At 69.0% G+C, this 26,015-nt stretch carries 16 protein-coding genes; 9 read left to right on the forward strand and 7 right to left on the reverse strand.

The window, feature by feature from the left end:
• Positions 1-237 precede the first annotated feature (237 nt).
• Positions 238-870, forward strand: a complete 633-nt coding sequence (locus HW466_RS11505) for a TetR/AcrR family transcriptional regulator (protein ID WP_059448668.1) — start codon at positions 238-240, stop codon at positions 868-870.
• Between the two features lie 97 nt (positions 871-967).
• On the opposite strand, the gene HW466_RS11510 is transcribed toward HW466_RS11505, so the two are convergent.
• Together HW466_RS11510 and HW466_RS11515 are read right to left on the reverse strand one after the other, a co-directional pair.
• Positions 968-2,455, reverse strand: coding sequence for a polyhydroxyalkanoate depolymerase (locus HW466_RS11510; protein WP_059799197.1), 1,488 nt, complete (start codon positions 2,453-2,455; stop codon positions 968-970).
• A gap of 211 nt (positions 2,456-2,666) precedes the next feature.
• Complete coding sequence (locus HW466_RS11515) at positions 2,667-4,496, reverse strand: glycoside hydrolase family 15 protein (protein WP_059770816.1); 1,830 nt, start codon at positions 4,494-4,496, stop codon at positions 2,667-2,669.
• A gap of 168 nt (positions 4,497-4,664) precedes the next feature.
• Between HW466_RS11515 and HW466_RS11520 the strand changes: the two genes are divergently transcribed.
• Entirely contained in the window at positions 4,665-5,912 is a 1,248-nt protein-coding gene (locus tag HW466_RS11520) for a lactonase family protein (protein ID WP_081053846.1), read from the forward strand.
• Between the two features lie 114 nt (positions 5,913-6,026).
• Here HW466_RS11520 and HW466_RS31885 read toward each other — a convergent pair whose 3' ends face one another.
• Both HW466_RS31885 and HW466_RS11530 read right to left on the reverse strand, forming a co-directional pair.
• Positions 6,027-11,054 (reverse strand): DNA translocase FtsK, encoded by a 5,028-nt coding sequence (locus HW466_RS31885; RefSeq protein WP_239006196.1) that lies wholly within the window; start codon positions 11,052-11,054, stop codon positions 6,027-6,029.
• Positions 11,055-11,235: 181 nt separating this feature from the next.
• Positions 11,236-11,781 carry an META domain-containing protein gene (locus tag HW466_RS11530; RefSeq protein WP_151006716.1) on the reverse strand — a complete coding sequence of 182 codons (546 nt, stop codon included), beginning with the start codon at positions 11,779-11,781 and terminating at the stop codon, positions 11,236-11,238.
• A 216-nt stretch (positions 11,782-11,997) separates the two neighbouring features.
• Here HW466_RS11530 and purT point away from each other — a divergent pair, with 216 nt between their 5' ends.
• The 4 genes from purT to HW466_RS11550 all read left to right on the forward strand — a co-directional run bounded on the left by purT (position 11,998) and on the right by HW466_RS11550 (position 15,869).
• Positions 11,998-13,212 (forward strand): formate-dependent phosphoribosylglycinamide formyltransferase, encoded by a 1,215-nt coding sequence (gene purT / locus HW466_RS11535; RefSeq protein WP_060348163.1) that lies wholly within the window; start codon positions 11,998-12,000, stop codon positions 13,210-13,212.
• An 18-nt stretch (positions 13,213-13,230) separates the two neighbouring features.
• A complete protein-coding gene (locus HW466_RS11540; protein ID WP_059448675.1) occupies positions 13,231-13,425 on the forward strand; it encodes a DUF6726 family protein in 195 nt (64 codons plus the stop codon).
• 82 nt (positions 13,426-13,507) lie between these two features.
• Positions 13,508-13,891, forward strand: a complete 384-nt coding sequence (locus HW466_RS11545; protein ID WP_151006843.1) for an MliC family protein — start codon at positions 13,508-13,510, stop codon at positions 13,889-13,891.
• A gap of 496 nt (positions 13,892-14,387) precedes the next feature.
• Positions 14,388-15,869: a DEAD/DEAH box helicase gene (locus tag HW466_RS11550; RefSeq protein WP_462101091.1), complete on the forward strand. Its 1,482-nt coding sequence runs from the start codon at positions 14,388-14,390 to the stop codon at positions 15,867-15,869.
• A 256-nt stretch (positions 15,870-16,125) separates the two neighbouring features.
• On the opposite strand, the gene gluQRS is transcribed toward HW466_RS11550, so the two are convergent.
• On the reverse strand, positions 16,126-17,019 hold the full coding sequence (gluQRS, locus tag HW466_RS11555; protein ID WP_174906096.1) for a tRNA glutamyl-Q(34) synthetase GluQRS: 894 nt from the start codon (positions 17,017-17,019) through the stop codon (positions 16,126-16,128).
• 22 nt (positions 17,020-17,041) lie between these two features.
• On the reverse strand, positions 17,042-17,896 hold the full coding sequence (locus tag HW466_RS11560) for a sulfurtransferase (RefSeq protein WP_059502680.1): 855 nt from the start codon (positions 17,894-17,896) through the stop codon (positions 17,042-17,044).
• A 222-nt stretch (positions 17,897-18,118) separates the two neighbouring features.
• On the opposite strand from HW466_RS11560, the gene dnaE reads away from it, so the two are divergent.
• The 3 genes from dnaE to HW466_RS11575 all read left to right on the forward strand — a co-directional run bounded on the left by dnaE (position 18,119) and on the right by HW466_RS11575 (position 24,484).
• Entirely contained in the window at positions 18,119-21,649 is a 3,531-nt protein-coding gene (dnaE, locus tag HW466_RS11565) for a DNA polymerase III subunit alpha (protein WP_176316080.1), read from the forward strand.
• 323 nt (positions 21,650-21,972) lie between these two features.
• On the forward strand, positions 21,973-23,061 hold the full coding sequence (locus HW466_RS11570; protein ID WP_151007035.1) for a glycosyltransferase family 9 protein: 1,089 nt from the start codon (positions 21,973-21,975) through the stop codon (positions 23,059-23,061).
• 244 nt (positions 23,062-23,305) lie between these two features.
• Positions 23,306-24,484, forward strand: coding sequence for a glycosyltransferase family 9 protein (locus HW466_RS11575; RefSeq protein WP_059770830.1), 1,179 nt, complete (start codon positions 23,306-23,308; stop codon positions 24,482-24,484).
• A gap of 169 nt (positions 24,485-24,653) precedes the next feature.
• On the opposite strand, the gene HW466_RS11580 is transcribed toward HW466_RS11575, so the two are convergent.
• On the reverse strand, positions 24,654-25,934 hold the full coding sequence (locus HW466_RS11580) for an O-antigen ligase family protein (protein ID WP_059547042.1): 1,281 nt from the start codon (positions 25,932-25,934) through the stop codon (positions 24,654-24,656).
• Positions 25,935-26,015 lie beyond the last annotated feature (81 nt).

Raw genomic sequence — 26,015 nt, forward strand, 5'->3', positions numbered from 1 at the left:
GCAGCGCCGAATGGCTCTCGGCCGCGTATGCCTGCGGCCGGAAAGGTTTGCCAAACCTTGATTATCGCCGATTTCCCGCATTGCGCTGGACGCTGTCTGTGCGCATAATCGAACCGCTTTTTTGCAGGGGCTCAGCAGGGGGGCGGCCGCATGCGGTGCGCTCGTTCCAGGGCAGCCGGCGCCGAGGCGGTGGGGGTGCCGGTCCGGATCACGCGGCTCACATAGCAAAACGCCACCATGAATCAGCCAAAAATCAAAAGAGATCCTGAAGGTACCCGCCGCCGCATCCTGATGGCGGCCGCCGAAGAGTTCGCGAGTGGAGGGCTGTTCGGCGCACGCGTCGACCAGATCGCACGCCGGGCCGAAACCAACGAGCGCATGCTCTATTACTACTTCGGCAGCAAGGAGCAGCTGTTTACGGCCGTGCTCGAACACGCGTTCTCCGCGCTGACCGACGCCGAACGCGTGCTCGATCTCGATGGCGTCGCGCCGGTCGAGGCCGTCACGCGGCTCGCGCACTTCGTGTGGGATTACTACCGCGATCATCCGGAGCTGCTGCGGCTCATCAACAACGAGAACCTGCACGAAGCGCGCTACCTGCACAAGTCGACGCGGATCCGCGAGATGATGTCGCCGATCGTCGCGAAGCTCGGCAACGTGCTAATGCGCGGCCAGAAGGCCGGTCTGTTTCGCAGCGACGTCGATCCGCTGCGCTTCTACGTGACGCTGTCGGGGCTCGGCTACTACATCGTATCGAACCGCTTCACGCTCGCTGCGACACTCGGCCGCGACTTCAGCGAAGCCGACGAGCGCGCGGAGATGGTCAGGATGAATACCGAGGTGCTGCTCGCGTATCTGTTGCGACGCTGAGCCCGCGCGCCAATTGGCGGGCCACGCCGGGCCGCCGGATAGAAAAACGCCGCCGTGCGCGAGCAACGGCGGCGTTTTTGCGTCCGAACGCGGTGCGTCAGGCGGCCTTGCGCGCGCGAACGGGTTTGGCGCGCGTGCCGCCCGCGCGTTTCGCGGCCGGTGCGGCCTTCGCGGTGGCCGTCTTGGCGGGCGCAACGGTCACGGCCGGCGCCTTCGCGCGCGTGCGCTTCGCGGCGGTCGCGCGCGCCGTCGACTCGTGCTGCGGCGTGGCGGCCGGCGCGGCACCGATCGTGGTGGCGTCCTGCGCATCGGCAGGCAGCTTCGCCGCGCCGTTCTTCGGTTCCGGCGCGTGCTCGCGGATGAAGTCGCGCAGTTGCGGATAGATGATCGTGCGCCAGCGGCGGCCCGAGAAGATCCCGTAATGACCGCACTTCTCGGCGGTCAGGCTGCGGCGGTCGTCCTGCGGGATGCCGGTGCACAGCTCGTGCGCGACGTGTGTCTGGCCGCTGCCCGAGATGTCGTCGAGTTCGCCCTCGATCGTCATCAGCGCGGTGTGCTTGATGTCCTGCGGGCGCACGCGCTCGCCTTCGACGTCCCATGTGCCTTCCGCGAGCCGGAATTCCTGGAACACGACGCGGATCGTCTCGAGGTAGTACTCGGCCGCCATGTCGAGCACCGCGTTGTACTCGTCGTAGAAGCGGCGGTGTGCCTCGGCGTCATCCTCGTCGCCGCGCAGCAGGCTCTGGTAGAAGTCCCAGTGCGATTGCGCGTGGCGTTCCGGATTCATCGCGACGAAGCCCGTGTGCTGCAGGAAGCCCGGATAGACGTGGCGGCCTTCGCCCGGATAGTTCGCGGGCACCGTGTGGATCACGTTGTTCTCGAACCACGCGGTCGAGTGTTGCGTTGCGAGCGAGTTCACCGACGTCGGGCTGCGGCGCGCGTCGATCGGGCCGCCCATCATCGTCATCGTGAGCGGCGTGTCCTCGCCTCGGCTCGCCATCAGCGAGATCGCCGCGAGCACCGGCACGGTCGGCTGGCACACGGAGATCACGTGCAGGTTGCGTGCGCCGATGTGGCGGATGAATTCCTGGATGTACGCGATGTAGTCGTGCAGGTGGAACGGGCCGACTTCGACCGGCACCATCCGCGCGTCGATCCAGTCGGTGATGTACACCTTGTGATCCTGCAGCAGCGTGCGCACGGTGTCGCGCAGCAGCGTCGAGTGGTGGCCCGACAGCGGCGCGCAGACGAGCACGACCGGCTCGTCCTTCAATTGCGTGACGGCATCGGCGTCGTCCGAATAGCGTTTGAAGCGCAGCAGCCGGCAGAACGGCTTCTCGATGATCGTCTGCTCGACGATCGGGATGTTGTGGCCGTCCTTGACGATCTGATGAATGTTGAATTCGGGCTTCTCGTAATCCTTGCCGAGCCGGTACATCAGCTCGTACGCGGCGGCCATCCGCGTCGCGCCGGGCATCAGCGAGAACGGGCTGGACGGATTGGCGAACGATTTGGAGGCGGCCTGGGCCCAGGCCGTGAGCGGGCTCAGCATCGCCCGCTGGAATTCGTGCAATTGGTAAAGCATGCAGACTACTCCCGCGTGGGGGACGGTGCGCAAGGGCGGCGTGGGGCGTCGCGGCGTGCCGTGTGGGTCAGCGACCGGCCATGTTGCAGTGCAGCCGGACAATCGAATCGATCATATCGGACAACGATCGGTGGTGCAATGCAACATTTCCCGGATTTTTCATCAAACTTTTGCGAATTGACGATCTCTGAAGAAGCCGCTCCGCCCCCGCTCAGCGTCCCGTCGCCACGGCCGGCGCCGGCTGGCCCGCCGCGCGCGCCATGGCGTCCTCGTGGTGCATCAGGTTCATCGCGGTATGCACCAGCGCCACGTGCGAGAACGCCTGCGGGAAGTTGCCGACGAGCCGGCCCTCGACCGGGTCGTATTCCTCGGCGAGCAGCCCCAGGTCGTTGGACAGCGCGAGCAGGCGGCTGAAGAGCCGGTGCGCGTCGTCGATCCGGCCGAGCAGCGCGTAGTTGTCGACCAGCCAGAAGCTGCACGCGAGAAACGTGCCTTCGCCGGGCGGCAGGCCGTCGTCGTACTCCGTCGTTCGGTAGCGCATCACGAGGCCGTCGTGCAGCAATTCCCGCTCGATCGCATCGACCGTGCCGACGATGCGCGGGTCCTCCGGCGGCAGGAAGCCGAGCAGCGGCATCAGCAGCACGCTCGCGTCGAGCTCGTCGCTGCCGTAGCTCTGCGCAAACGCCTGTTTGCCTTCATGCCACGCGTTGTCGCAGACGTCGGCATGGATCCGGTCGCGCAGCGCGCGCCAGCGGTCGAGCGACGCGGGCAGCCGGAACATCTCCGCCGACTTGATCGCGCGGTCGAACGCGACCCACGCCATCACCTTAGAGAACGTGAAATGGCGGCGGCCGCCGCGCGTCTCCCAGATGCCCTCGTCGGGCTCCTGCCAGATTTTCTCGAGATGGTCGAGCAGCGAACACTGGACGGACCACACCGTGTCGTCCGCCTGCAGGCCGCCGACGCGCGCGAGGTGCAGCGCTGCCATCACTTCGCCGAATACGTCGAGCTGGAGCTGGTTCGCGGCACCGTTGCCGACGCGCACCGGTTTCGAGTCCTGGTAGCCGGGCAGCCAGTCGAGCTCCATTTCCGGCAGCCGGCGCTCGCCGGCGATCCCGTACATGATCTGGATTTGCTCGGGCGAGCCGGCCATCACGCGGCCGAGCCACGTGCGCCACGCGCGCGCCTCGTCGTAGTAGCCGCCGCGCATCAGCGCGAGCAGCGTGATCGTCGCGTCGCGCAGCCAGCAGTAGCGGTAGTCCCAGTTGCGGTTGCCGCCGATCTTCTCCGGAAGCGACGTGGTGGGCGCCGCGACGATCCCGCCGGTGGGCTCGTACGCGAGCGCCTTCAGCGTGATCAGCGAGCGGCGCACGGCGGCCGCGTAGCGGCCCTGCACCTGGCAGCGGCCCGACCATTCGAGCCAGTAGTTCTCGGTGCGGGCGAGCATCGACAGCGGATCGCGCGCGGGCGGCAGCCGCAGGTGCGACGCCGCATAGCCGAGCGAGAACGGCACGCGCTCGTCGGCGTTCACGGTGAATTCGGCGAGCGTGTGAAGGTTCTTGCCGGTGAGCGGCACAGGCGTGCGCAGCACGACCGTATCGGGACCGGCGATTGCCTTCATCCCGCTTTCACGCGTGAGCTGCGTGACCCACGGGATCGAGAAACCGTAGTCGAAGCGCAACACGAGTTCCATGCGCATCTTCATCGTGCCGTGCCGGCCGACGACGATCCGCACGAGTTCCGACCAGCCGTTGCCGGGCGGCATGAAGTCGATCACAGTGACGGCGCCGTCCGCGCTTTCGTAGTCGGTTTCGAGGATCAGCGTGTCGCCGCGATAGCGGCGCGTCGTGTGCGTGATCGCGGCGTCGCTGGCCGGCGCGAGCAGCCAGCGGCCGTGCTCCGGCGTGCCGACCAGCGCCGCGAAGCAGGCGCCCGAATCGAAGCGGGGCCAGCAGAGCCAGTCAACGGAGCCGTCTTTCGAGATCAGCGCGGCGGTGTGGCCGTCGCCGACGAGCGCGTAGTCTTCGATCAGGGCGGGCATGGGCAAGCGGTCCTTGGGTATTCGAGTTCACAATGCAGGCTGCGGCGCTCTGGCTTCACGCTGCGGCGTCGCGCCCCGTATACTCGGCCAGGCGGCGGCGGAGCGCGTGAACGGCCGGCGTTTCGTCCTATCTCAACACTTGAAGCGACTCGATGCAAGGAGGATTCAATGCCCAGCCGTTTACGCGAGCGTGACGCACGCGCTTCGACACGAGGGTTCCCGCTTGGGCTCGCTCACTGGATGAAAGGTTTCGCGATCGTGCTGTCCTTGTCCGCGACCCATGCGTTCGCCCAGCAATCCCAGGCACCGGCCGACGGCGTCTACAACCTGCTCGTCGGCACCTATACGGGACACGGCAGCGACGGGATCTACGTGTACCGCTTCGATACGAAAACGGGCGGTGTCGCGCCCGTGTCGTCGGCCAAGACCGTGAATCCGTCCTATCTGTTGCCGAGCCGCGACGGTCGCACCGTCTACGCGGTCAACGAACTGCCCGGCGACAACGGCCCGGCGACGCAGCGCGGCGGCGTCAGCGCGTTCGGCTTCGATCCGAAGACGGGCGCGCTCACGTTCATCGACCGCGTGTCGTCCGAAGGGAACGATCCTTGCTATCTCGCGCTGTCGCCGGACGGCAAGTACCTCGTCACGGCCAACTACTCGGTCGCGGCCGATCCGGGCGGCAGCTTCGCGGTGTTCCCGGTCCGCGACGGCGGGGCGGTCGGCACGGCGGTGTTGACGGTGCACCACGAAGGCACCGGGCCCGTGAAGGGGCGCCAGGACGGCGCGCACGTGCACTCGACGGTGTTTTCGCCCGACGGCCGTTACCTGTTCGTGCAGGATCTCGGCGCGGACAAGATCTACGGCTACCGCTACACGGTCGATGGCAGCCGCGGGCTGATCAGCCCGACCGACACGCGCTACACGCCGGTGAAGCCCGGCTCCGGCCCGCGTCACATGGTGTTCAGCGCCGATGGCCGGTTCGCGTACGTGACGAGCGAGCTCAACGCGTCGGTCGAGGTGTTCGGCTACCACGACGGCAAGCTGACGCCGATCGAGACGCTGCCGATGACGGTGCCCGGCTTCAAGGGCAAGGTCGGCGGCGGCGCGATCCACCTGTCGCCGGACGGCCGCTTCCTGTACGCGAGCAACCGCGGCGACGTGAACGACATCGTGATCTACGCGGTGAACAAGGCCGACGGCCGGCTGAAGACCGTCGGGCATCAGTCGAGCCTCGGCAAGACGCCGCGCGAATTCCTGATCGATCCGACCGGCAAGTGGCTGATCGTCGGCAACCAGGACAGCGACACGTTCTACGTATTCAGCCGCGACGTCGAAACGGGTCTGCTCGGCCCGAATCCTCAGAAGGTGGCGGTCGGCAGCCCGGTGGACTTCAAGCTGGTGCCGGTGGCGCAGTAATCGCGCGGTAGATATCACGCGGCAAATGGAAAAGGGCGCTGCCGAGGCAGCGCCCTTGTTTCGTCCGGGCGGCCGCTTGCGCGCAACGCCCGTATCGGCCGTGGGCCGCCGTGCTCAGTCGGCCGCGGCCGGCACGAGCACCTCGCGGCTGCCGTTGATGCCCATCGACGACACGAGGCCGGCCGCTTCCATCTGCTCGACGAGGCGCGCGGCGCGGTTGTAGCCGATGCGCAACTGGCGCTGCACCGACGAGATCGACGCGCGCCGCGTACGCACGACGAACGCGACCGCTTCGTCGTACAGCGGATCGGCTTCCGCATCCGGCGCATCGCCGAACAGGTCCTGCGTCGCGCCGTCGGCCGCCGGGCCGTCGAGAATGCCTTCCTCGTACTGCGGCTCGCCGAACTGCTTCAGGTATTCGACGATCCGGTGCACTTCCTCGTCCGCGACGAACGCGCCGTGCACGCGCTGCGGATAGCCCGTGCCCGGCGGCAGGAACAGCATGTCGCCCTGGCCGAGCAGCGATTCGGCGCCCATCTGGTCGAGAATCGTGCGCGAGTCGATCTTCGACGACACCTGGAACGCGACGCGTGTCGGGATGTTCGCCTTGATGAGGCCGGTGATCACGTCGACCGACGGGCGCTGCGTCGCGAGGATCAGATGGATGCCGGCCGCGCGTGCCTTCTGCGCGAGACGGGCGATCAGCTCCTCGATCTTCTTGCCGGCAACCATCATCAGGTCGGCCAGCTCGTCGATCACGACGACGATCAGCGGCAGTTTCGACAGCGGCTCGGGGTCGTCGGGCGTCAGCGAGAACGGGTTGCCGATCTTCTTTTCCTTCGCCTCCGCGTCACGGATCTTCTGGTTGAAGCCCGCGAGGTTGCGCACGCCGACGGCCGACATCAGCCGGTAGCGCTTTTCCATTTCGCCGACGCACCAGTTCAGCGCGTTCGCCGCGAGCTTCATGTCGGTGACGACCGGCGCCAGCAGGTGCGGGATGCCTTCGTAGACCGACAGCTCAAGCATCTTCGGGTCGATCATGATGAGCCGCACGTCCTCGGGCGTCGCCTTGTACAGCAGCGACAGGATCATCGCGTTGATCGCGACCGACTTGCCCGAACCCGTCGTGCCGGCGACGAGCATGTGCGGCGCTTTCGCGAGATCGGTGACGACCGGGTGGCCCGTGATGTCCTTGCCCATCGCGATCGTGAGCTGCGACGCCGAATGCTGGTACTGGCGCGATTCGAGGATTTCCGACAGGCGGATCATCTGGCGTTTCGCGTTCGGCAGCTCGAGGCCCATGCAGGTCTTGCCCGGAATCGTCTCGACGACGCGGATCGACGTGAGGCCGAGGCCGCGCGACAGGTCCTTCATCAGGCCGACGATCTGGCTGCCGCGCACGCCGAGCGCCGGTTCGATCTCGAAGCGCGTGATTACCGGGCCCGCCGATGCGCCGACCACGGTCACCGGCACCTTGAATTCCTGCAGGCGCTGCTCGATGACCTGGGCCGTCTGCGCGAGGTGTTCCTCGGTGATCGTTTCGACGTCGTCGGACGCGGGTTCGAGCAGGTCGAGCGTCGGCAGTTCGACGTTGAACGACGCAGGCGCGTGGAATTCGAATGCGTTCGGGCGCGGCTGGCGCGCGGGTGCGGCCGACGCGTCCGGGGCCGGGGCGCTCGATTCGACGGGGGCCGACGGTACGGCGGGCTCGGGGAGTGTCGTGCCCGCAGGCGGTACGGCCGTGACGGCCGGGATGGCGATGCCGGTTGCCGCGGGTGGCGTGCCGGTGCCGGGCGTCGGCGCGCTTGCCGATGTGGCAGCAGGAGCCAGCGGGGTGGTGAACGGCTGGGCCTGCGGCGCCGGCGCGGACGCGATGGGTTGCGCCTGTGTCGCCGTGCCGATGAATCCGCCGGGTGCCGGGAAGGTCGGCATTGCCGAGACGGATTCGGTCGCGGAGGTCGCGGAGGTCGCGGAAGTCGCGGAAGTCGCGGAAGTCGCGGAAGTCGCGGACGCGGCCGATGCCGTCGCGGGGGCGGTCGTGGCGAAGGAACTCGGCGCGCTTCCCGTCGCGGCGGGTGTGCCGCCGAACGCGGCGGGTGCAGCGGCAGCGATCGTGCTCGTCGGGGCCAGTGTGCTGGAAGACGGCGCCGGAACGACCGCAGCGGCGGCGACAGGCGTAGTACCGGCGGCGGCCTGCGCTGCGCCGTTCGACGTGGCCGGCATGCCGGGCGACCAAGCGTCAGGCGTGCGGTGCGTTGGTGCTGCCGAAGGCGTCGCCGATGCGGTCGACGTAGCGGTAAAGGTGCTGCCCGACGGAGCGATAGATGCGACCGCAGGCGATCCCTGCGCGTGCTGCGTGTTTTGCGCGGGTTGCGATGCGATTGCGCTGAAGGACGTGCCGGTCGATGCGGCGGCCGTCGCGGCTGCCACGGTCGGCACGGTCGCCGACGACTGCGACGTGGCCGGACCGGAGGCAGTCATCGCGGGCGTCAGGGCAGACGTCGTTGCCGCCATGCCCGGCGCGGCCGCAGAAGGGTGTGTCGCGGTCACGCCCGAGGCTGCGTTCGCAACCGTCGGAGCGGACGTCGTCGCGGAGGCGGACGGCTGCGCAGTGGGCTGGGCCGCGGCACTCGTCGAATGCGTGTGGGCGTTTGCCGGCGTGATCGCGGCACCGGGCGCCGATGACGCCGCAGCCGGCACGTGGCCGCTGGAAACGTAGGAGGTCCCTGTGGCGCGTGCCGGCGCGGTCGGCTCGGGCGATGCAACGGACGCCACAGATGCTGGCGGTTGCGACGGCGACCAGGAGGCGGTGCTCGTCATGGCGGGCAACGACGGCGTCGCGGCGGCAGGTGTGCTGTTCGATGCGTTCACCGGTGTCGGTGCGTCATAGCCCGGCGCGCTGCCGACGCGCGACGATGCGGAAGATGCCGGAATCGTCTGCGCCGCAGAGGAGGGTTCTACTGACAGCGGTTTCGACCACGATGCGGACGCCGTGACATTGACGGACGCAGGTTCCGCGATCGTGGAGGGCGACGCAGCTGGTGCGGGTTGCACGGCGCGTTGCGTGTCGGCAGCCGACGGTGCCGCTTCTCCGGCGGGCGCTGTTGCAGGATGTGAGGCCGTTCCCGTTACGGTGTCGGCCGGTGCGGAGTTCGACGTGTCCGCAGCCGCCGGTGTCGCTGCTGCCACGGGCGTTGCATCGGCAAGCGGCGACGTCGCTGCTGCTGCGATCGACGAAGCGGGCAGGGGAGCGGTCGGTGCCACCTGCTGGACAGGCTTCACGACGTCCTGAGCCGCGAGTGTGTCTTGTTTCGTATCGACGGATACGGCGGTACCGGCGGACGGCGTGGATCGCGACTCGTCGTGACCGACTGCGACCGTTGCCGCGTCCTTCACATCGGCGACGCCGCTCGTCGCGTGTGCGCTAGGTGTGACGGCGGCCGGATGCGTATCGACATCCTTGCTCGTCGCCACCGACGCAGCCGCGTCGGACAGCGGCGCAGCGATCGGGCTTTGATGCGCTGCGCCGAGGTCGGAAACGGGCGGGCTGACGCTGTCTTCCCAGGGTGCAAAGTCGATCGGGGAATCGAATACCGGCGTGGCGGGAGCATCGGCGTCATCCCGATGCTCGCCGTGCGCATCACGCGTAGGTGCATCGGTCTCGACGCCGGGATCGGGCACGGCATGCTGCACAGCCTCGCCGAATGCCGGCGCGCCTGCATTGATGACCGGCGCGTGCGCGCTCGGCTCGACCGGCATGAATGCATCCAGCACGATCGGTGCGTCGTCGTATGCCGGCGCGGCTTCATGCACGTCAGGAAGGCCTGCGTCGCGGGGCACGGCATGATGCGCGCCCGCTGCAATCCCGCCGGGTACGGCGATCGATGCCGCGACCGGCGCCGCTGCTGCTGCCGATGCCGATGCCGATGCCGCTGCCGCTGCTGCTGCCGATGCCGATGCCGATGCCGATGCCGATGCTGACTCCGCGACGCTCGCTGTCGCCGCCACCGCCCCGGCCATCGTCGCCGCGGCGGCCTTCGCCGGCACCGCATCGGGCGCCCGCACATCGTCCAGCGTCGCCCATTGCGCGGTGCTGGCCTCGATCGAGCGCAACGTGTCGTGAACGCTCGGCGCCGGCGTGATCGGCTCCGCGGGCTGCTGCACCCATGCGTAGAGCGGCGCGCGCGCCGGGACCGGCGGCGCGGGGCGGCGCCGTGCCGCGTCCTGCGACTGGCCGGGCGCGCCGCCGCCCGTCACCGGGCGTGCGGGCGTGCGCGGCGGCGTCGCTGCGGCCGGGCGCGGCGTGACCGCCGTGCGCGGTGCGGTCGGCTGCTTCAATGCGGCTGCGGCCGGTCGCGCGGCGGTCGGTTGCGGCCGAACGGGCTCGAACCCGGCCGGAAGCGGGGCCGGATTCGGGCGCGGCATCTGAGCATTCGCGGCGGCCCGCGCGAGGCTGGCCGTGCTGCCTGTCGTCGGGGGCGGCATGGCGCTCGTCGTGCCCGCCGCGGGCGGCGGCATGCGATGAGCCGAGGTCGGCTTCAGCCAGCCCGACGGCGCGACCGGCTCGGCGAGCGGACGCGGCGCAGCGTTGCCGCGCGGCTTCGGCCGCGCCTGCGGATCCGGTTTCCACAACGTCGGGCGCGAATAGCGGCCGTTCTGCCGCGGCGCCATCGAGTTGACGGTGTGTGCGGTGGTCGGCTGCACGATGTCGTCGTCGCGATGCAGCGCGTTGCGCGGCAGGTCGGCGACACCGCGCACGTCGTCGTCGCCGATGTCGCGCGCGAGCTTGACGCCGAACGACGTGTCGACCCACGCGGCGAACTGGCGCCAGCCGATGCCGGTCAGCCACGGCAGGCCCGCGAAGAACAGGACGACCATCGCGACCGGCGTGCCGATCGGGCCGAGCACATGCGCGAAGCCGTTCGAGAACGCGTGGCCGAGCGCATTCGTGTCGGGGCCCGACAGCGGGCTCGTCAGCGTGCAGCTCGCGACGAACACGGCCGCGAAGCCGAGCCAGAGGCGAATCGAGCCGCGCCCGGCGAGCCCGGCGCCGCCGGGCAGCATCGCCTGAACGAGACGCCAGATGAGAAGGAGGAACCAGACGGCGGAGATGCCGAACCAGCCGAAGACAACCGTGTGCATGCTTTGATGAAACAGGAAGAGGGCGGGGGCGCGCGGGGCGCGACCCGCCGAGTTTAACCGGCCGGCGAACAGGACTCCAACGCAGCGTGACGGCGTCGACACGCTGCCGGGCGGCGCGACGCGTTCGCGCGGGATTCGCGCGTGGCGAAGGCGGCCGGGCGGCCTTCGCCCGCGCGCTGCATCAGGGGCTCCGGCGCGTGAAGGTCAGCGTCGCGCCAGCCTCGGTCACGATCTGCAGTTGCTGCGGCTCGCGCATCTGCACGCCGGTCTTCGCGATGTGCTCGAGCGCATCGAGATACGCGTGCTCGAGCTGACCGCCGAGTGTGTTCGGGCATGCCATCCGCGTGCCGGCGAGCGGCCCGAAACTCAGCAGCCCGTTCTTGAGCGCATAGGTGCCCATGTAGCGGTTGCAGCCCGAAAACCCGCTGGCGCGCCGCACGCCCGATTGGGCGGACAGCGCGAGCTTGATCGGTTCGCCGTTGTCGCCGTGCGGAATCGTGCGCGGCGTGCCGTCGGGGTTCACCCAGCTCGTGAGCTCCCAGCTCGTATCGTCGAGCAGCTGGACGGCGGCGGGGTTGTACGGATCGGGTGCGGGGGCGGCGGAATCGGGGTGGGTCGGCATTGCGCAGGCGGCGAGAAGCGTGGCAAGCGTCAACGCGCAGAGCGGCGCGCGCAACGGGCGCAGCAGGCCGATGCGTGCGCGTGCGGCGGCGGACAGGTGGGACATGAGCCTCGTTCCTCATCGGATTCTGATCAAGGCGTAAGAGTAACGCACCCGCGCTGCGCGAGGCGAGCCGACACTTCGCGCGCGAAAACGTTCGCAACCTTCCGGCCGGCCTCGCGCGGCAACGCGGCGACGCGACGAAACCGGCCGGTCCGGCACGGAGGCGCGTGTTAACATCGAAGCCGTTTTCGTCCTCCAACAGAACCAGCGGGAAATCACATGCAGATCGGTCAGCGGCTCGGTACGCCGCTTTCACCCTCGGCCACGCGCGTCATGCTGCTCGGCGCGGGCGAGCTCGGCAAGGAAGTCATCATCGCGTTGCAGCGGCTCGGCGTCGAAGTCGTCGCCGTCGACCGTTATCCGGACGCGCCGGGCCACCAGGTCGCGCATCGCGCGCACGTGATCGACATGACCGACGCGGCCGCGCTGCGCGCGGTCGTCGAGGCCGAGCGCCCGCACCTGATCGTGCCGGAGATCGAGGCGATCGCGACCGATGCGCTCGCGGCGATCGAGGCGGCCGGGCTGGCCGAGGTGATTCCGACCGCGCGCGCGACGCAACTCACGATGAACCGCGAGGGCATTCGCCGTCTCGCGGCCGAGGAGCTCGGGCTGGCGACTTCGCCGTACGCGTTCGCGGAGTCGTTCGACGCGTTCAGCGCGGCCGTCGCGAAGATCGGCATGCCGTGCGTCGTGAAGCCGGTGATGTCGTCGTCGGGCAAGGGGCAGTCGGTCGTGCGGACCGAGGCCGACGTGAAGCCTGCGTGGGATTACGCGATGGCCGGCGGCCGCGTGAACCACGGCCGCGTGATCGTCGAGGGCTTCATCGACTTCGACTACGAGATCACGCAGCTGACCGTGCGCGCGATCGATCCCGCGACGCTCGACACGCGCACCTACTTCTGCGAGCCGGTCGGGCACGTGCAGGTGGCCGGCGATTACGTCGAATCGTGGCAGCCGCAGCCGATGAGCGCCGTCGCGCTGGAAAAGTCGCGCGAGATCGCGCACAAGGTGACCGAGGCGCTCGGCGGGCGCGGGCTGTTCGGCGTCGAACTGTTCGTGCGCGGCGACGAAGTGTGGTTCTCCGAGGTGAGCCCGCGGCCGCACGACACCGGCCTCGTGACGCTGGCGTCGCAGCGCCAGTCGGAATTCGAACTGCACGCGCGCGCGATTCTCGGGCTGCCGGTCGATCCGGCGCTCGGCTCGCCGGCCGCGTCGGCGGTGATCTACGGCGGCCTCGACGAGCGCGGCATCGCGTTCGAGGGCGTGCGCGACGCACTGGCCGTGCCGGGCGTCGACCTGCGCCTGTTCGGCAAACCGGAAAGCTTCGCGAAGCGGCGCATGGGCGTTGCCGTCGCGACCGGCGCGACCGTCGACGAAGCCCGCGAACGCGCGAAGCGCGCCGCGGCGGCCGTGCGGCCGGTGTCGGCGCGCTGACGCGATCAGGAGAGCACGATGGCATCGACATGGCGGCGGATCGGCCGTTTCGGCAAGGTGGGCGCCGCACTGGCGCTGATCGCGAGTCTCGCGGGGTGCGGCCTTGCGGCCGCGCCGTGCCGGGTCGCCTCGGCCGGGCTGAAGATCGTGCCGCTCGTCGGCCATGTCGCGGCCGCGCCGACCGACGCGTGCGCCGACGTCATCGATCCCTGAGCGTCGGACGCTCGACCGATGATCAACGATAACCGCGCGCCCCGCGAGGGCGCGTTTCCACCCGTCTTCTGAGAGGACCTGCATGATTCGCCAAACCTTCGCCGCGCTCGCACTGGCCGGCACCGCCGTCTCCGTCGCGCATGCCGCGCAACTGACCGTCGAGGAGATCGACGCCGATGCCCGCGTGCAGACCGTCTATCAGTGCGCGAACCAGAAGCAGCCGGTGCGCGTGTCGTACTGGCGCGCGGGCAACGGCCAGAGCTTCGCGCTCGTGCCGGTCAACGGGCAGCAGCAGCTGTTCGTCGATACCGTTTCGGCGTCGGGCGTGCGCTACCAGGCCGGGCGCTATACCTGGTGGACGAAGGGCAAGGAAGGGACGCTGCGCGACGAGATTGCCGACCAGAATGCGGCTCCGCTGCTCGGCGACTGCGTGCAGGTCGAGAAGAAGAAAAAGAAGAAGGGCTGAGCGCCGCGCGCGTTTCGCACGCGCCGCGCGGGCGTGCCGATTGCCGCGATCGATGCGGGCCGCCGGGTTCGATCCCGGGCCCGGCCGAGCAGGCGACGCTCGGGTTCGTCGGCCGCTTGCCGATTTCCCTGAAGCACAGGTCCGGCATGTGGCCCGATTTTTCTCATCGGCCGATCGGCATAGCCCGGTCGCTCGACGCATTTCCCCGCGCCCGGGCCGGCCGGAGGTCGCCGCGAACCGCCGCCGGGGGCGTTCGCGGCGTTGTCACGGACAGATTGCTGCGCAGTGCTACAATACGGCCCTTTCCGCCGGCATTCGCGCCGAACGGAGTCCGCACGGCCTGTGGCGCCCGATGTTCGAAATGAACCGGTCCCAAGCGCCAGAGCGGCGCCGCGCGGCGCGCCGCGGCTCCGTCTACTTCCGAAATGTGATGAGCGCAGGCCCGGCCGGCCTGACGCACGATGTCCCCGCCGCGCCTTTTGAGCGAAACGCCACCATGTCCGATTCTGTCGCCAAGCCAGTCGACGCAACCTTCGATCAATTCGGCCTTGCCGCCGATATCCTGAAAGCCATTGCGGAGCAGGGCTATACGACGCCGACGCCGATCCAGGCGCAGGCCATTCCGGTCGTGCTCGCCGGCCGCGACGTCATGGGCGCCGCGCAAACGGGCACCGGCAAGACCGCGAGCTTCTCGCTGCCGATCCTCCAGCGGCTGCTGCCGCAGGCCAACACGAGCGCGTCGCCCGCGCGCCATCCGGTGCGCGCGCTGATCCTCACGCCGACCCGCGAGCTCGCCGACCAGGTCGCCGCGAACGTGCATGCGTACGGGAAGCACACGTCGCTGCGCAGCGCGGTCGTGTTCGGCGGCGTCGACATGAACCCGCAGATGGCCGAGCTGCGCCGCGGCGTCGAGATCCTGATCGCGACGCCGGGCCGCCTGCTCGACCACGTGCAGCAGAAGACGGCCAACCTCGGGCAGGTGCAGATGCTCGTGCTCGACGAAGCCGACCGGATGCTCGACATGGGCTTCCTGCCGGACCTCCAGCGCATCCTGAACCTGCTGCCGAAGGAGCGTCAGACGCTGCTGTTCTCGGCCACCTTCTCGCCGGAAATCAAGAAGCTCGCATCGACCTACCTGCGCAATCCGCAGACGATCGAAGTCGCGCGCAGCAATTCGACCAACGCGAACGTCACGCAGATCGTCTACGACGTCGCCGAAGGCGACAAGCAGGCCGCGGTCGTGCAGTTGCTGCGCGATCGCGGGCTCAAGCAGGTGATCGTGTTCTGCAACAGCAAGATCGGCGCAAGCCGGCTGGCGCGCAACCTCGAGCGCGACGGCGTGGTCGCGTCGGCGATCCACGGCGACAAGTCGCAGATCGAGCGGATGCAGGCCCTCGACGCGTTCAAGCGCGGCGAAATCGAGGCGCTGGTGGCGACCGACGTGGCCGCGCGCGGTCTGGACATCGCCGAGCTGCCGGCCGTGATCAACTTCGACCTGCCGTTCAACGCGGAAGACTACGTGCACCGGATCGGCCGCACGGGCCGTGCGGGCGCGACGGGCGATGCGCTGTCGCTGTGCAGCCCGAACGAGCGCAAGCAGCTCGCCGAAATCGAGAAGCTGATCAAGCGGCCGCTCGACGTGCAGACGCTCGTGCTCGACAAGCCGGCGCGCCATCGTCACGACGAGCGTGGCGGCGAGCGCGGTGGTGAGCGGGGCGGCGAACGTGGCGGGCGCCGCGAGCGCGACGAGCACCGCGGCACGTCGGCGCGTCGTACGGGCGGTTCCGAGCGCGGCGGCCATCACCGTCGTCACGAGGCGCCGGTCGACGATTTCTTCCTGAAGCCGTATGAACCGTCGGCGCCGGCGCAGCAGCCGGAAGAGTCGAAGTCCGCGCAGCAGCCCGAAAAGAAGGGCCCGAAGCGTCAGGTCGCCGCGCTGCTCGGCGGCTTCGGAATGCCGCGCAAGCCGTCGGCGTAAGCGGGCGGTTCAGCCAGTCGGCGCGGCGCGCGAGTGTTGCCGCGGAAACGGGTGCATGCGATGAGCATGTGCCCGTTTTTCATTGGGTGGGAGGAATCGCGAAGAGGCGGGCCAGAAGAACGACGCGTTGCCGCTTCGATCGGGGCGGTCCGGCGCATGCGTCGGTGCCGCGTCGTCAGCGGGGCGCGGTTCCGCTCGACACGGCGCTGACGGATGCCGCAGCGCGGGCGAGACAGCCCGGTGTCGCGCGAGCGAATCAGCCGGCGCGCGGCCCGAAGCGGCGCGCCCACGCATCGGTCGCGGCCGTGTAGAACGCGTCCATCGTGTCGCACGACGGGTCGCCATCCATCGCAAGGCCGAGATGCGCGGCAGCGGCGCGCAGCGCCGGCAGCGGATCGTTGCGCTCGAGCGCGATCGCGCCGGTCTGCTTGCTGAGTTTTTCCCCGTTCGCATCGACGACGACGGGCACGTGCAGGTACGCCGGCGTCGGCACGCCGAGACAGCGCTGCAGGTAGATCTGGCGCGCGGTCGAATCGAGCAGGTCGGCGCCGCGCACGACGTGCGTGATGCCCGCGTCGGCATCGTCGACCACGACCGCGAGCTGGTACGCCCATTGGCCGTCTGCCCGCTTCAGCACGAAATCGCCGACGTCGGTCGCGAGGTTCTGCGCTTGCGTGTGCTGCCAGCGGTCGTCGAACGTGACGATCGCATCGTCGCCGTCCGGCACGCGCAGTCGCCATGCGCGCGCGGGCTTGCCGTGCAGGCCGGTGCGGCAGGTGCCCGGGTACGCGAGCGTCGTGTGGCGCTCGTGCGCGGCCCGCAGCGAATCGGCGATTTCCTTGCGCGTGCAGCCGCACGGGTAGACGAGCCCCGCATCGACGAGCCGTTCGAGCGCGGCCGCATAGTTGGCCTCGCGCGTGCTTTGCCACACGGGCGGCTCGTCGGGCGTCATGCCGAAATGCGCGAGCGTCGCGAGGATGTCGTCGGCGGCGCCGGGCACCGTGCGCGGGCCGTCGATGTCCTCGATGCGCACGAGCCACGCGCCGCCATGCGCACGCGCGTCGAGCCAGCTCGCGAGCGCACCGACCAGCGAGCCGAAATGCAGCGGGCCGGTGGGCGACGGCGCGAAGCGGCCGCGGTAGCCGTTCATCGGGGCGCGAAGCGACGCGCGCTTACGCGGCGCTGGCTGCCTGCGCGCAGGCCGGGCACGACTTGCCGGGCACGTAGCTCGGCGATTGCTGGGCTTCCGGCGTGACGACCGCGCGGCACGCGAAGCACGTGACGTTGGCGGTCGGCTGCAGCTGCGGGTTCAGCGCGGTGCGGTAGTCGAACACGAAGCAGTCGCCGTGATAGTGCGCGCCGCCGACTTCCTCGAAATACTTCAGGATCCCGCCCTCGAGCTGGTAGACATTCTCGATGCCGATTTCCTTCATGTGGATCGCCGCCTTCTCGCAGCGGATGCCGCCCGTGCAGAACGACACGACCGTCTTGCCCTCGAGATCGGCGCGGTTCGCGTCGATCACTTCCGGGAACTCGCTGAACTTGTCGATCCGGTAGTCGAGCGCGTCGTCGAACGTGCCGACGTCCACTTCGAACGCGTTGCGCGTGTCGAGCATCACGACCGGGCGGCCGGCATCGTCGTGGCCGCGGTCGAGCCACGCCTTCAGCGTGCGCGCGTCGACCGACGGGGCACGGCCGAGCTCCGGCTTGATCGCGGGCTTCTTCATCGTGATGATCTCGCGCTTCAGGCGCACGAGCATCCGGCGGAACGGCTGCGAGTCGGACAGGCTCTCCTTGAACTGCAGCGTCGCGAACTTGCCTTCGAACAGCGGATCGTGGCGGATGTAGTCGATGAACGCGTCGGTCGCCTCGCGCGGGCCGGCGATGAACAGGTTGATGCCTTCCGGCGCGAGCAGGATCGTGCCGCGCAGGCCGAGTTCGTTGCAGCGGGCGGTGACGAGCGGGCGCCATTGCTCGGTCGCGTCGAGCGACACGAAGTGGTAGGCGGCAAGGTTGACGATGGTCATGATGGTCCGACGGGAAAACGGCCGCGGCCGTGCGCCGGGCGCACGGCGGCCCCGCAAAAAAGGGTGCGAAGCCGGGGCGATGATTCGAAAACCCGTATTATCCCGCAAACTGCGCATGCGCCGGCACCTGACCGTTCGGCCGACGTCGCGCGCATCGGCCGAACGGCCGGGCGCGGGGATTTTTTGGGCAGCCGGCGCGACGACGCGGCTACAATATCGCCCATGTCAGATCCCCGCTTCGTCCATCTTCGCGTTCACTCCGAATTCTCGATTGCCGACGGCATCGTGCGTCTCGACGACATCGTCAAGGCGGCGGCCGCGGACGGTCAGGGCGCGCTCGCCCTCACCGATCTCGGCAACGCATTCGGCCTCGTCCGTTTCTACCAGGAAGCCCGCGGCAAGGGCATCAAGCCGATCGCCGGCTGCGACGTCTGGATCACCAATCCGGACGATCGCGACAAACCGTCGCGCCTGCTGCTGCTGGTGAAGGACAAGACCGGCTACCTGAATCTGTGCGAGCTGCTGTCGAAGGCGTGGCTTACGAACCAGTATCGCGGCCGCGCGGAGCTCGACGCGAGCTGGCTCGAGGGCGAGCTCTCGCAAGGGCTGCTCGCGCTGTCGGGTGCGCAGCAGGGCGATATCGGGCTCGCGCTCGCGGCCGGCAACGAGGAAGCCGCGCGCCGTCACGCCGACCGCTGGGCGAAGGTCTTCCCCGGCGGCTTCTACATCGAGCTGCAGCGTTACGGCCAGCCGGGCGCCGAGGCGTACATCCAGCAGGCCGCGACGCTCGCCGCGTCGCTGAAGCTGCCGGTCGTCGCGACGCATCCCACGCAGTTCATGACCGACGACGACTTCACCGCGCACGAGGCGCGCGTGTGCATCTCGGAAGGCGACATGCTCGCGAACCCGCGGCGCCAGAAGCGCTTCACGACCGAGCAGTACTTCCGCACGCAGGACGACATGGTCGCGTTGTTCGCCGATATCCCGTCGGCGGTGGCGAACACGGTCGAGATCGCGAAGCGCTGCAACCTGAAGCTCGAGCTGGGCAAGCCGAAGCTGCCGCTGTTCCCGACGCCGGACGGCATGTCGCTCGACGACTACCTGGTCCAGCTGTCGAAGGAAGGGCTCGAGAAGCGCCTCGAACAGCTGTATCCGGATGCGGCGGAGCGCGAAGCGCAGCGCGACACGTACTACAAGCGGCTCGAGTTCGAGTGCGGGACCATCACGAAGATGGGCTTCCCGGGCTACTTCCTGATCGTGGCCGACTTCATCAACTGGGCGAAGAACAACGGCGTGCCGGTCGGCCCGGGCCGCGGCTCGGGCGCCGGTTCGCTGGTCGCGTACGCGCTCGGCATTACCGATCTGGACCCGCTGCGCTACAACCTGCTGTTCGAGCGATTCCTGAACCCGGAACGCGTGTCGATGCCCGACTTCGACATCGACTTCTGCCAGCACGGCCGCGATCGCGTGATCCAGTACGTGAAGGAAAAATACGGCGCGGACGCCGTGTCGCAGATCGCCACCTTCGGCACGATGGCCGCGAAGGCCGCCGTGCGCGACATCGGCCGCGTGCTCGACCTCGGCTACATGTTCACCGACGGCGTCGCGAAGCTGATCCCGTTCAAGCCGGGCAAGCACGTGACCATCGCCGACGCGATGAAGGAAGAGCCGCAGCTGCAGGAGCGCTACGACCACGAGGACGAAGTGCACCAGCTGCTCGACCTCGCGCAGCGCGTCGAAGGCCTGACGCGTAACGTCGGGATGCACGCCGGTGGCGTGCTGATCGCGCCCGGCAAGCTGACCGATTTCTGCCCGTTGTACACGCAGGGCGACGACGGCGGTGTCGTCAGCCAGTACGACAAGGACGACGTCGAAGCGGTCGGTCTCGTGAAGTTCGACTTTCTGGGCCTCACGACGCTGACCATCCTCGACTGGGCCGAGCGCTACATCCGCCGTCTCGATCCGTCGAAGGCGGACTGGTCGCTCGCGCAGGTGCCGCTCGACGATCCGGCGTCGTTCCAGATCCTGAAGAAGGCCAACACGGTCGCCGTGTTCCAGCTGGAAAGCCGCGGGATGCAGGGCATGCTGAAGGATGCGCAGCCCGACCGCTTCGAGGACATCATCGCGCTCGTGTCGTTGTATCGTCCGGGCCCGATGGACCTGATCCCGAGCTTCTGCGCACGCAAGCACGGCCGCGAGAAGGTCGACTATCCGGATCCGCGCGTCGAACCCGTCCTGAAAGAGACCTACGGGATCATGGTCTATCAGGAGCAGGTGATGCAGATGGCGCAGATCATCGGCGGCTACTCGCTCGGCGGCGCGGACTTGCTGCGTCGCGCGATGGGCAAGAAGAAGCCCGAGGAGATGGTCAAGCACCGCGAGATCTTCGCCGAGGGTGCGGCGAAGAACGGCCTCACGCGCGAGAAGTCCGACGAGATCTTCGACCTGATGGAGAAGTTCGCGGGCTACGGCTTCAACAAGTCGCACGCGGCGGCCTACGCGCTGCTCGCGTATTACACCGCGTGGCTGAAGGCGCACCATCCGGCCGAATTCATGGCGGCCAACATGACGCTCGCGATGGACGACACCGACAAGGTGAAGATCCTGTTCGACGACTGCGTCGTGAACAACCTCACCGTGCTGCCGCCGGACATCAACCAGTCGCACTACCGCTTCGAGCCCGTCGCGGAGCCCGACGGCAAGCGCTCGCGCACGATCCGCTACGGTCTCGGCGCGGTGAAGGGCAGCGGCCAGAACGCGATCGAGGAGATCCTGCGCGCGCGCGAGGAAAAGCCGTTCACCGACCTGTTCGATTTCTGCGAGCGGATCGACCGGCGTGTGGTCAACCGCCGCACGGTCGAGGCGCTGATCCGTGCCGGCGCGTTCGATTCGCTGAACGCGAATCGCGCGCAGATGCTCGCGTCGGTGCCGCTCGCGATGGAAGCGGCCGAGCAGGCCGCGGCGAACGCGATGCAGGCCGGCCTGTTCGACATGGGCGCCGAGTCGCCGCACGCGCATGCGCTCGTCGACGAACCCGCGTGGGACGACAAGCGCCGCCTGCAGGAAGAGAAGGGCGCGCTCGGCTTCTACCTGTCCGGCCACCTGTTCGACGCGTATCGCGACGAGGTGCGTCGCTTCGTGCGGCAGAAGCTCGGCGACCTGAAGGAAGGCCGCGACAAGCTCGTCGCCGGCATCATCGCGTCGCTGCGCACGCAGATGACCCAGCGCGGCAAGATGTTGATCGCGCTGCTCGACGACGGTTCGGGCCAGTGCGAGATCACAATTTTTAACGAACAGTTCGAGGCGAACAAGGCGCTGTTCAAGGAAGACGAACTGCTGATCGTGCAGGGGCAGGCGCGCAACGATGCGTTCACCGGCGGCATCCGTTTCACCGCCGACACGGTGATGGATCTCGAGCGCGCGCGCAGCCGCTACGCGCAGGCGGTGCGGCTCACGATGAACGGCAACGCGGATGCGGCGGCGCTGCGCCGCGTGCTCGAGCCGCACGTGTCGAAGGACGATCCGGCGGCCGCGCAGGCGGCAGAGGCGCCCGCGCCGCGCGGCGGCGGGCGCGACGGCGGCCGTCGCCCGCAGGCGCCGCTGCCGGGGCTCGCGGTCCAGGTTCATTACAGCAATGCACGCGCGCAGGGTGAAATGCGTCTCGGCGACGCATGGCGCGTCAAACCGAGCGACACGCTGCTCGCGGAATTGCGCGCGACGTTCGACGGCAGCATCGTCGAAATCACGTACTGAGCGGTCCCCGGCTGGCGGTCGTCTGCACGGCCCGCCGCGTCGCCACTGGGCGGTGCGGCGGGCCGTTTTCATTTCGTCGGGCGCTTGGGGCCGTCATCCGGACGCTATACAATCCGTCGCGCGCAACGCAATTGCGGCGCCGGGCGTGGTCAGTTCACCGCCCGGCGGCGACCTCGCACGCGCGAACAAACGGTACGGTTCGGCGCCGCACGCGATGCGGCGCGATGCCGCGACCGACCACGCGACGAGGCCGGCACGGGGAAGGACGCCACGATGCCCGGCCGGTACGCGACGATAAAAAAACCGACAGCACGACCACAACAATGGCCAACGGGAAACCGACGGGGCGGATCCTCGTGATCCGGATTGATTTTCTGGGCGACATGCTGTGCACGACCGCTTTTCTCGGCGCGCTGAAACAGCGCTGGCCCGGCGCGGAGCTGCACGTGGTCGCGAATCGCTACAACGCGGCCGCACTCGCCGGCAACCCGGACGTGCACACGGTGCACACCTACGTGTACAGCCGTCAGTGCGAGCGCAACGATCGCCCGGGGCGGATGCGCGCGTTCTTCGAACGGCTGCGGCTCGTGCGCCGGCTGCGCCGCCTGCGGTTCGATCTCGTGGTCGTGCCGAACGGCGGCATGCATCGCAGCAGCATCCGGTTCGCCCGGCAGCTCGGCGTGAAGGATTGTCGCTGGCACGATGCCGATTCCGAATTCGACGATCGCAAGCCGGAACACGTCGCGTCGCGGCCGATGTGCCACGAGGCGCTGTCGGGATTCCGGCTCGTGCCCGAGCTCGGCCGCACCGATCTCGACGGTCTCGCGCTGTCCGTCTACCCCGATCCCGCGCTGCAGGACACGTGGTATCGGCTGCTCGGGCCGCGCACGAAACCGCGCGTCGGCTTCTTCGTGTCGAACAAGGCGGCCGAGCGGCGCTGGCCGGCCGATCGATGGCGAGACCTCGGCCGGCGGCTCGCACCGTTCGCCGACGTGATCGTGTTCCGCGACCCAGCCGTGTCGGCCGAGGCCGACCGCGACGCGTGGCTGGACGTGAACGCACGGCACGTCGCGCCGTCGTCGGTCGCTGAACTGATGGCCGCCGCCAGCCTGCTCGACGTGATCGTGTCGGCCGACAGCGCGCCCGTGCATCTCGCGTCGGCGCTCGGCGTGCCGGTCGCCGCACTGTTCGAGGACCGTCCCGAAAAATACCTGCGCTGGCATCCGCTCGGCGTGCCGCACATGATCCTGCGGGCCGGCGCGACGGTCGACGCGATCGGCGTCGACGCGCTCGAGCGCGCGGTGCTTCATCTGTTGATACCGGCCGGACGGCCCGACGACGCGATGGGCGACGCGACGCCCCGTGCAGCGGCCACGTTCGCGGCACCCGGCGTCGAAGCAATCGCTTCGTAGCCCGGGCAACGCGGGCGGCGACGGCATTGTCGGCACTGCCGTCGGAAGGGCAGGAGGGCGCGCGCGATGGCAGCGGGCCCGCCGCGCCCCGCGTGTGACTGCCTGCCGCGATGCCGGACGGGCGCGCGCAGCAGCGTGCCATGGCGTGTAGCTGACGCCGGCACCGGCGCCGGACGCCACGCCACCGGCCGCAAAATCCTGTACATTGCGAGCCTTGTCCAGCCAGCTAGTCGGAACGATCGCCGTGGCCCTGTTTTCTTCCGCCCGCCCGCCCAGAACCATCCTCGTCGCAGCCCCGCGCCGTATCGGCGACGTGCTGCTGACGACGCCGCTCGTGCGTTCGCTGAAGGCGCGCTGGCCCGACGCGCAGATCGACATGCTGGTGTTTCGCGGCACCGAGGGCGTGCTGGAGCACAACCCCGACGTGCGGCGCGTGATCGTCGTCGCGCAGCGCGCCGGGTTCCGCGAGCGGCTGCGCGACGCGCTATCGATGTGGCGCCGCTACGATCTCGCGTGCGCGGCGCTCAGCTCCGACCGGCCGCGCTTCTACAGCTGGTTCGCCGGCCGCAAGCGCGTGGGCCTCGTCGATCCGAACCGCGTCACGTGGCTGACTCGAATGATGCTGAACGGCATCGCGATCAATCATCACGAGTCCGCGCACACGGTCGTCAGCACGCTTGCGCTCGCCCCGGTGATCGGCATCGAGCCGGTATCCGAGGTGGTCGCGCCGGGCATCGGCGACGATCCCGCGCGGCGTGCGCGATTCGACGCATGGCTCGCCGAATCGCCGGCGATCCGCGAAGGCAAGCCGCTCGTCGTGCTGCATCCGTATCCGATGTTCCGCTACAAGCAATGGCGGCTGGAGGGCTGGGTCGAGATGATCGAATGGCTGCGCGCGCAGGGATTCGCGATCGCGCTGTCGGGCGGGCCGGCCGATCGTGAGCGCGAATACGCGGAGCAGATCGCGGCCGAGGCAGGCGGCGACGTGCTGAATCTGGTCGGCCGCCTGACGTTCGGCGAAAGCGCGGAACTGGTGCGGCGTGCGCGGCTCTTCATCGGTCCCGATACGGGGGCGACGCACGTGGCCGCCGCGACGGGCACCGACACGATCGCGCTGTTCGGTCCGTCCGATCCGGTGCGCTGGGGGCCGTGGCCGCAGCACTGGCCGGCGACCGAGAACCCGTGGGCGCTGCGCGGCTCCGCGCGGCACGGCAACGTGTGGCTGCTGCAAGGCGAGGGCGATTGCGTGCCGTGCCGGCACGAAGGCTGCGAGCGCCATGTCGACAGTCGTAGCGACTGCCTCGTCAATCTCGGCGCGCAGCGTGTGAAGGCGGCGGCAGCCGAGATGCTCGGGCTGACTGCGCCGGGCGCCAGCGACGTGGTCATCGACACGTCGCGATTGCATCGCGCGCGTTCCGACTGACGCGTGAAGGCCTTGCGTTACCTGATTTGAAAAAAGCGGCGGTGCGGCGACGCATCGACCGCGAGCGGCCGCGCTTGCGGCGGCAACGTCCGTGCGCCGCTTTGAAGCGTGCGATGCCGAACGTGCGGCAGGCGGCACCGCGGATCGCGCGCCGCCCGCCGCATGACGGTTACGCGCTGCGCCGGATCGCCGACGTCTCGCGGGGCAGCGCTTCGGTTCGCGCGCCGCAGCCGAGCAGGATCCCGGCGAGCAGCACCAGCAGATGCCCTTCGGCGAAATCGAGCAGCAGCGAATTCGCGAGGCTGCCGATCGCGAAGATCGCGAGCCACGCGAGCAGCAGCTGCCGCGAACGCGGATCGAGCGCGCGGCTGCCGCGCGCGATCTGCACGATCAGGTTCAGGAACAGCAGCACGCCGAGCGTGCCGAGCTGCACGGCCATCAGCAGGTATTCGTTGTGCGGATTCGACGTGAGCTGCCCTTCGGCGGCCGTCTTGCCGGCCGTGAGCTTTTCGAACTCGAATTCGAGGCCGCCCGCGCCGTAGCCGATCACGGGGCGCAGGCGATACAGCTCGAGTCCCTTCTTGTACCACTCGAGGCGCAGCCCGGTCGACGTGACCGCATCGGTCTGCCGATACTGCTGCACTTCCGACACGACCTTCACGAGCCGGCCGTTGTGCACCGTGCACGCAGCGACGACGAGTGCGGCGCCCGCCAGCACCAGTGCCCCGGCGGCAAGCCCCGCGCGCAGCGCCGACTGGCGGCGCAGCAGCAGCACGAAACGCACCGCGACGACGAGCATCAGCAGCAGCGCGATGACCTGCCCGGTGCGTCCTTGCAGCATCACGAACACGTTGATCAGCGACCATGCGGCGACGGCGGCATACGCGGTGCGCGACAGCGCGGCGCGGGCCGACAGCGCGAGGTCGGCCGCCTGATAGAACAGCAACGCGCCGAACATGCCGGCCGCGATGTGGTTCTTGAACACCCATGCGCGCGACAGCGGCAGTTCCGTCGCGTGCGCGGGCCCGATCGCGGTCAGTCCGAGATAGTTGGTGGTCGACAGCAGCAGGATCACGCACAACGTGCCGAACCATGCTCGCCGCACGATCGGCGCCCAGTTCGAGTGACGGAACGCGAGCACGGCAAACGGCACCAGCAGCAGCTTGTCGTACTTGGCGACCCAGTTCCACGCCTTCGGATGCGGCGCGACCGTATAGGCGACGCTCGCGGTCAGCGCCGCGAGGATCAGGAGCGCCGCGAGCGACGCCGGTTCGGTGACGAACGTGCGCAGGTCGCGCCAGAATTCGGGGGAGATGACGAGCGCGGCCGCGAACAGGCCGCAGAACACGTTGGTCAGCGCGGTCGAGACGGGCACCATGCACAGCGCGATGACGGCGAAGGCGCGAGCGGCGGTCAGGCGCCGCGTGGCGGGAGCGGAAAACGAAAGCATCGGAACCTGTCGAATGGACGAATGCGGGATGCGGGCACCGTGCTGCGCGCCGCGCGTCCCGGCGGCACCGCGCGGGACGAA

The sequence above is a fragment of the Burkholderia territorii genome (assembly GCF_902833055.1).
GTDB classification, from domain to species: domain Bacteria; phylum Pseudomonadota; class Gammaproteobacteria; order Burkholderiales; family Burkholderiaceae; genus Burkholderia; species Burkholderia territorii.

Excerpts from the sequence above, each read along its gene's own strand:
- HW466_RS11550 (WP_462101091.1), top strand. The coding sequence starts at position 14,388 with ATGTCCGATTCTGTCGCCAAGCCAGTCGACGCAACCTTCGATCAATTC.
- gluQRS (WP_174906096.1), bottom strand. The coding sequence starts at position 17,019 with ATGAACGGCTACCGCGGCCGCTTCGCGCCGTCGCCCACCGGCCCGCTG.
- HW466_RS11580 (WP_059547042.1), bottom strand. The coding sequence starts at position 25,934 with ATGCTTTCGTTTTCCGCTCCCGCCACGCGGCGCCTGACCGCCGCTCGC.
- HW466_RS11510 (WP_059799197.1), bottom strand. The coding sequence starts at position 2,455 with ATGCTTTACCAATTGCACGAATTCCAGCGGGCGATGCTGAGCCCGCTC.
- dnaE (WP_176316080.1), top strand. The coding sequence starts at position 18,119 with ATGTCAGATCCCCGCTTCGTCCATCTTCGCGTTCACTCCGAATTCTCG.
- HW466_RS31885 (WP_239006196.1), bottom strand. The coding sequence starts at position 11,054 with ATGCACACGGTTGTCTTCGGCTGGTTCGGCATCTCCGCCGTCTGGTTC.
- HW466_RS11545 (WP_151006843.1), top strand. The coding sequence starts at position 13,508 with ATGATTCGCCAAACCTTCGCCGCGCTCGCACTGGCCGGCACCGCCGTC.
- HW466_RS11540 (WP_059448675.1), top strand. The coding sequence starts at position 13,231 with ATGGCATCGACATGGCGGCGGATCGGCCGTTTCGGCAAGGTGGGCGCC.
- purT (WP_060348163.1), top strand. The coding sequence starts at position 11,998 with ATGCAGATCGGTCAGCGGCTCGGTACGCCGCTTTCACCCTCGGCCACG.
- HW466_RS11530 (WP_151006716.1), bottom strand. The coding sequence starts at position 11,781 with ATGTCCCACCTGTCCGCCGCCGCACGCGCACGCATCGGCCTGCTGCGC.
- HW466_RS11515 (WP_059770816.1), bottom strand. The coding sequence starts at position 4,496 with ATGCCCGCCCTGATCGAAGACTACGCGCTCGTCGGCGACGGCCACACC.
- HW466_RS11520 (WP_081053846.1), top strand. The coding sequence starts at position 4,665 with ATGCCCAGCCGTTTACGCGAGCGTGACGCACGCGCTTCGACACGAGGG.
- HW466_RS11560 (WP_059502680.1), bottom strand. The coding sequence starts at position 17,896 with ATGACCATCGTCAACCTTGCCGCCTACCACTTCGTGTCGCTCGACGCG.
- HW466_RS11505 (WP_059448668.1), top strand. The coding sequence starts at position 238 with ATGAATCAGCCAAAAATCAAAAGAGATCCTGAAGGTACCCGCCGCCGC.
- HW466_RS11570 (WP_151007035.1), top strand. The coding sequence starts at position 21,973 with ATGGCCAACGGGAAACCGACGGGGCGGATCCTCGTGATCCGGATTGAT.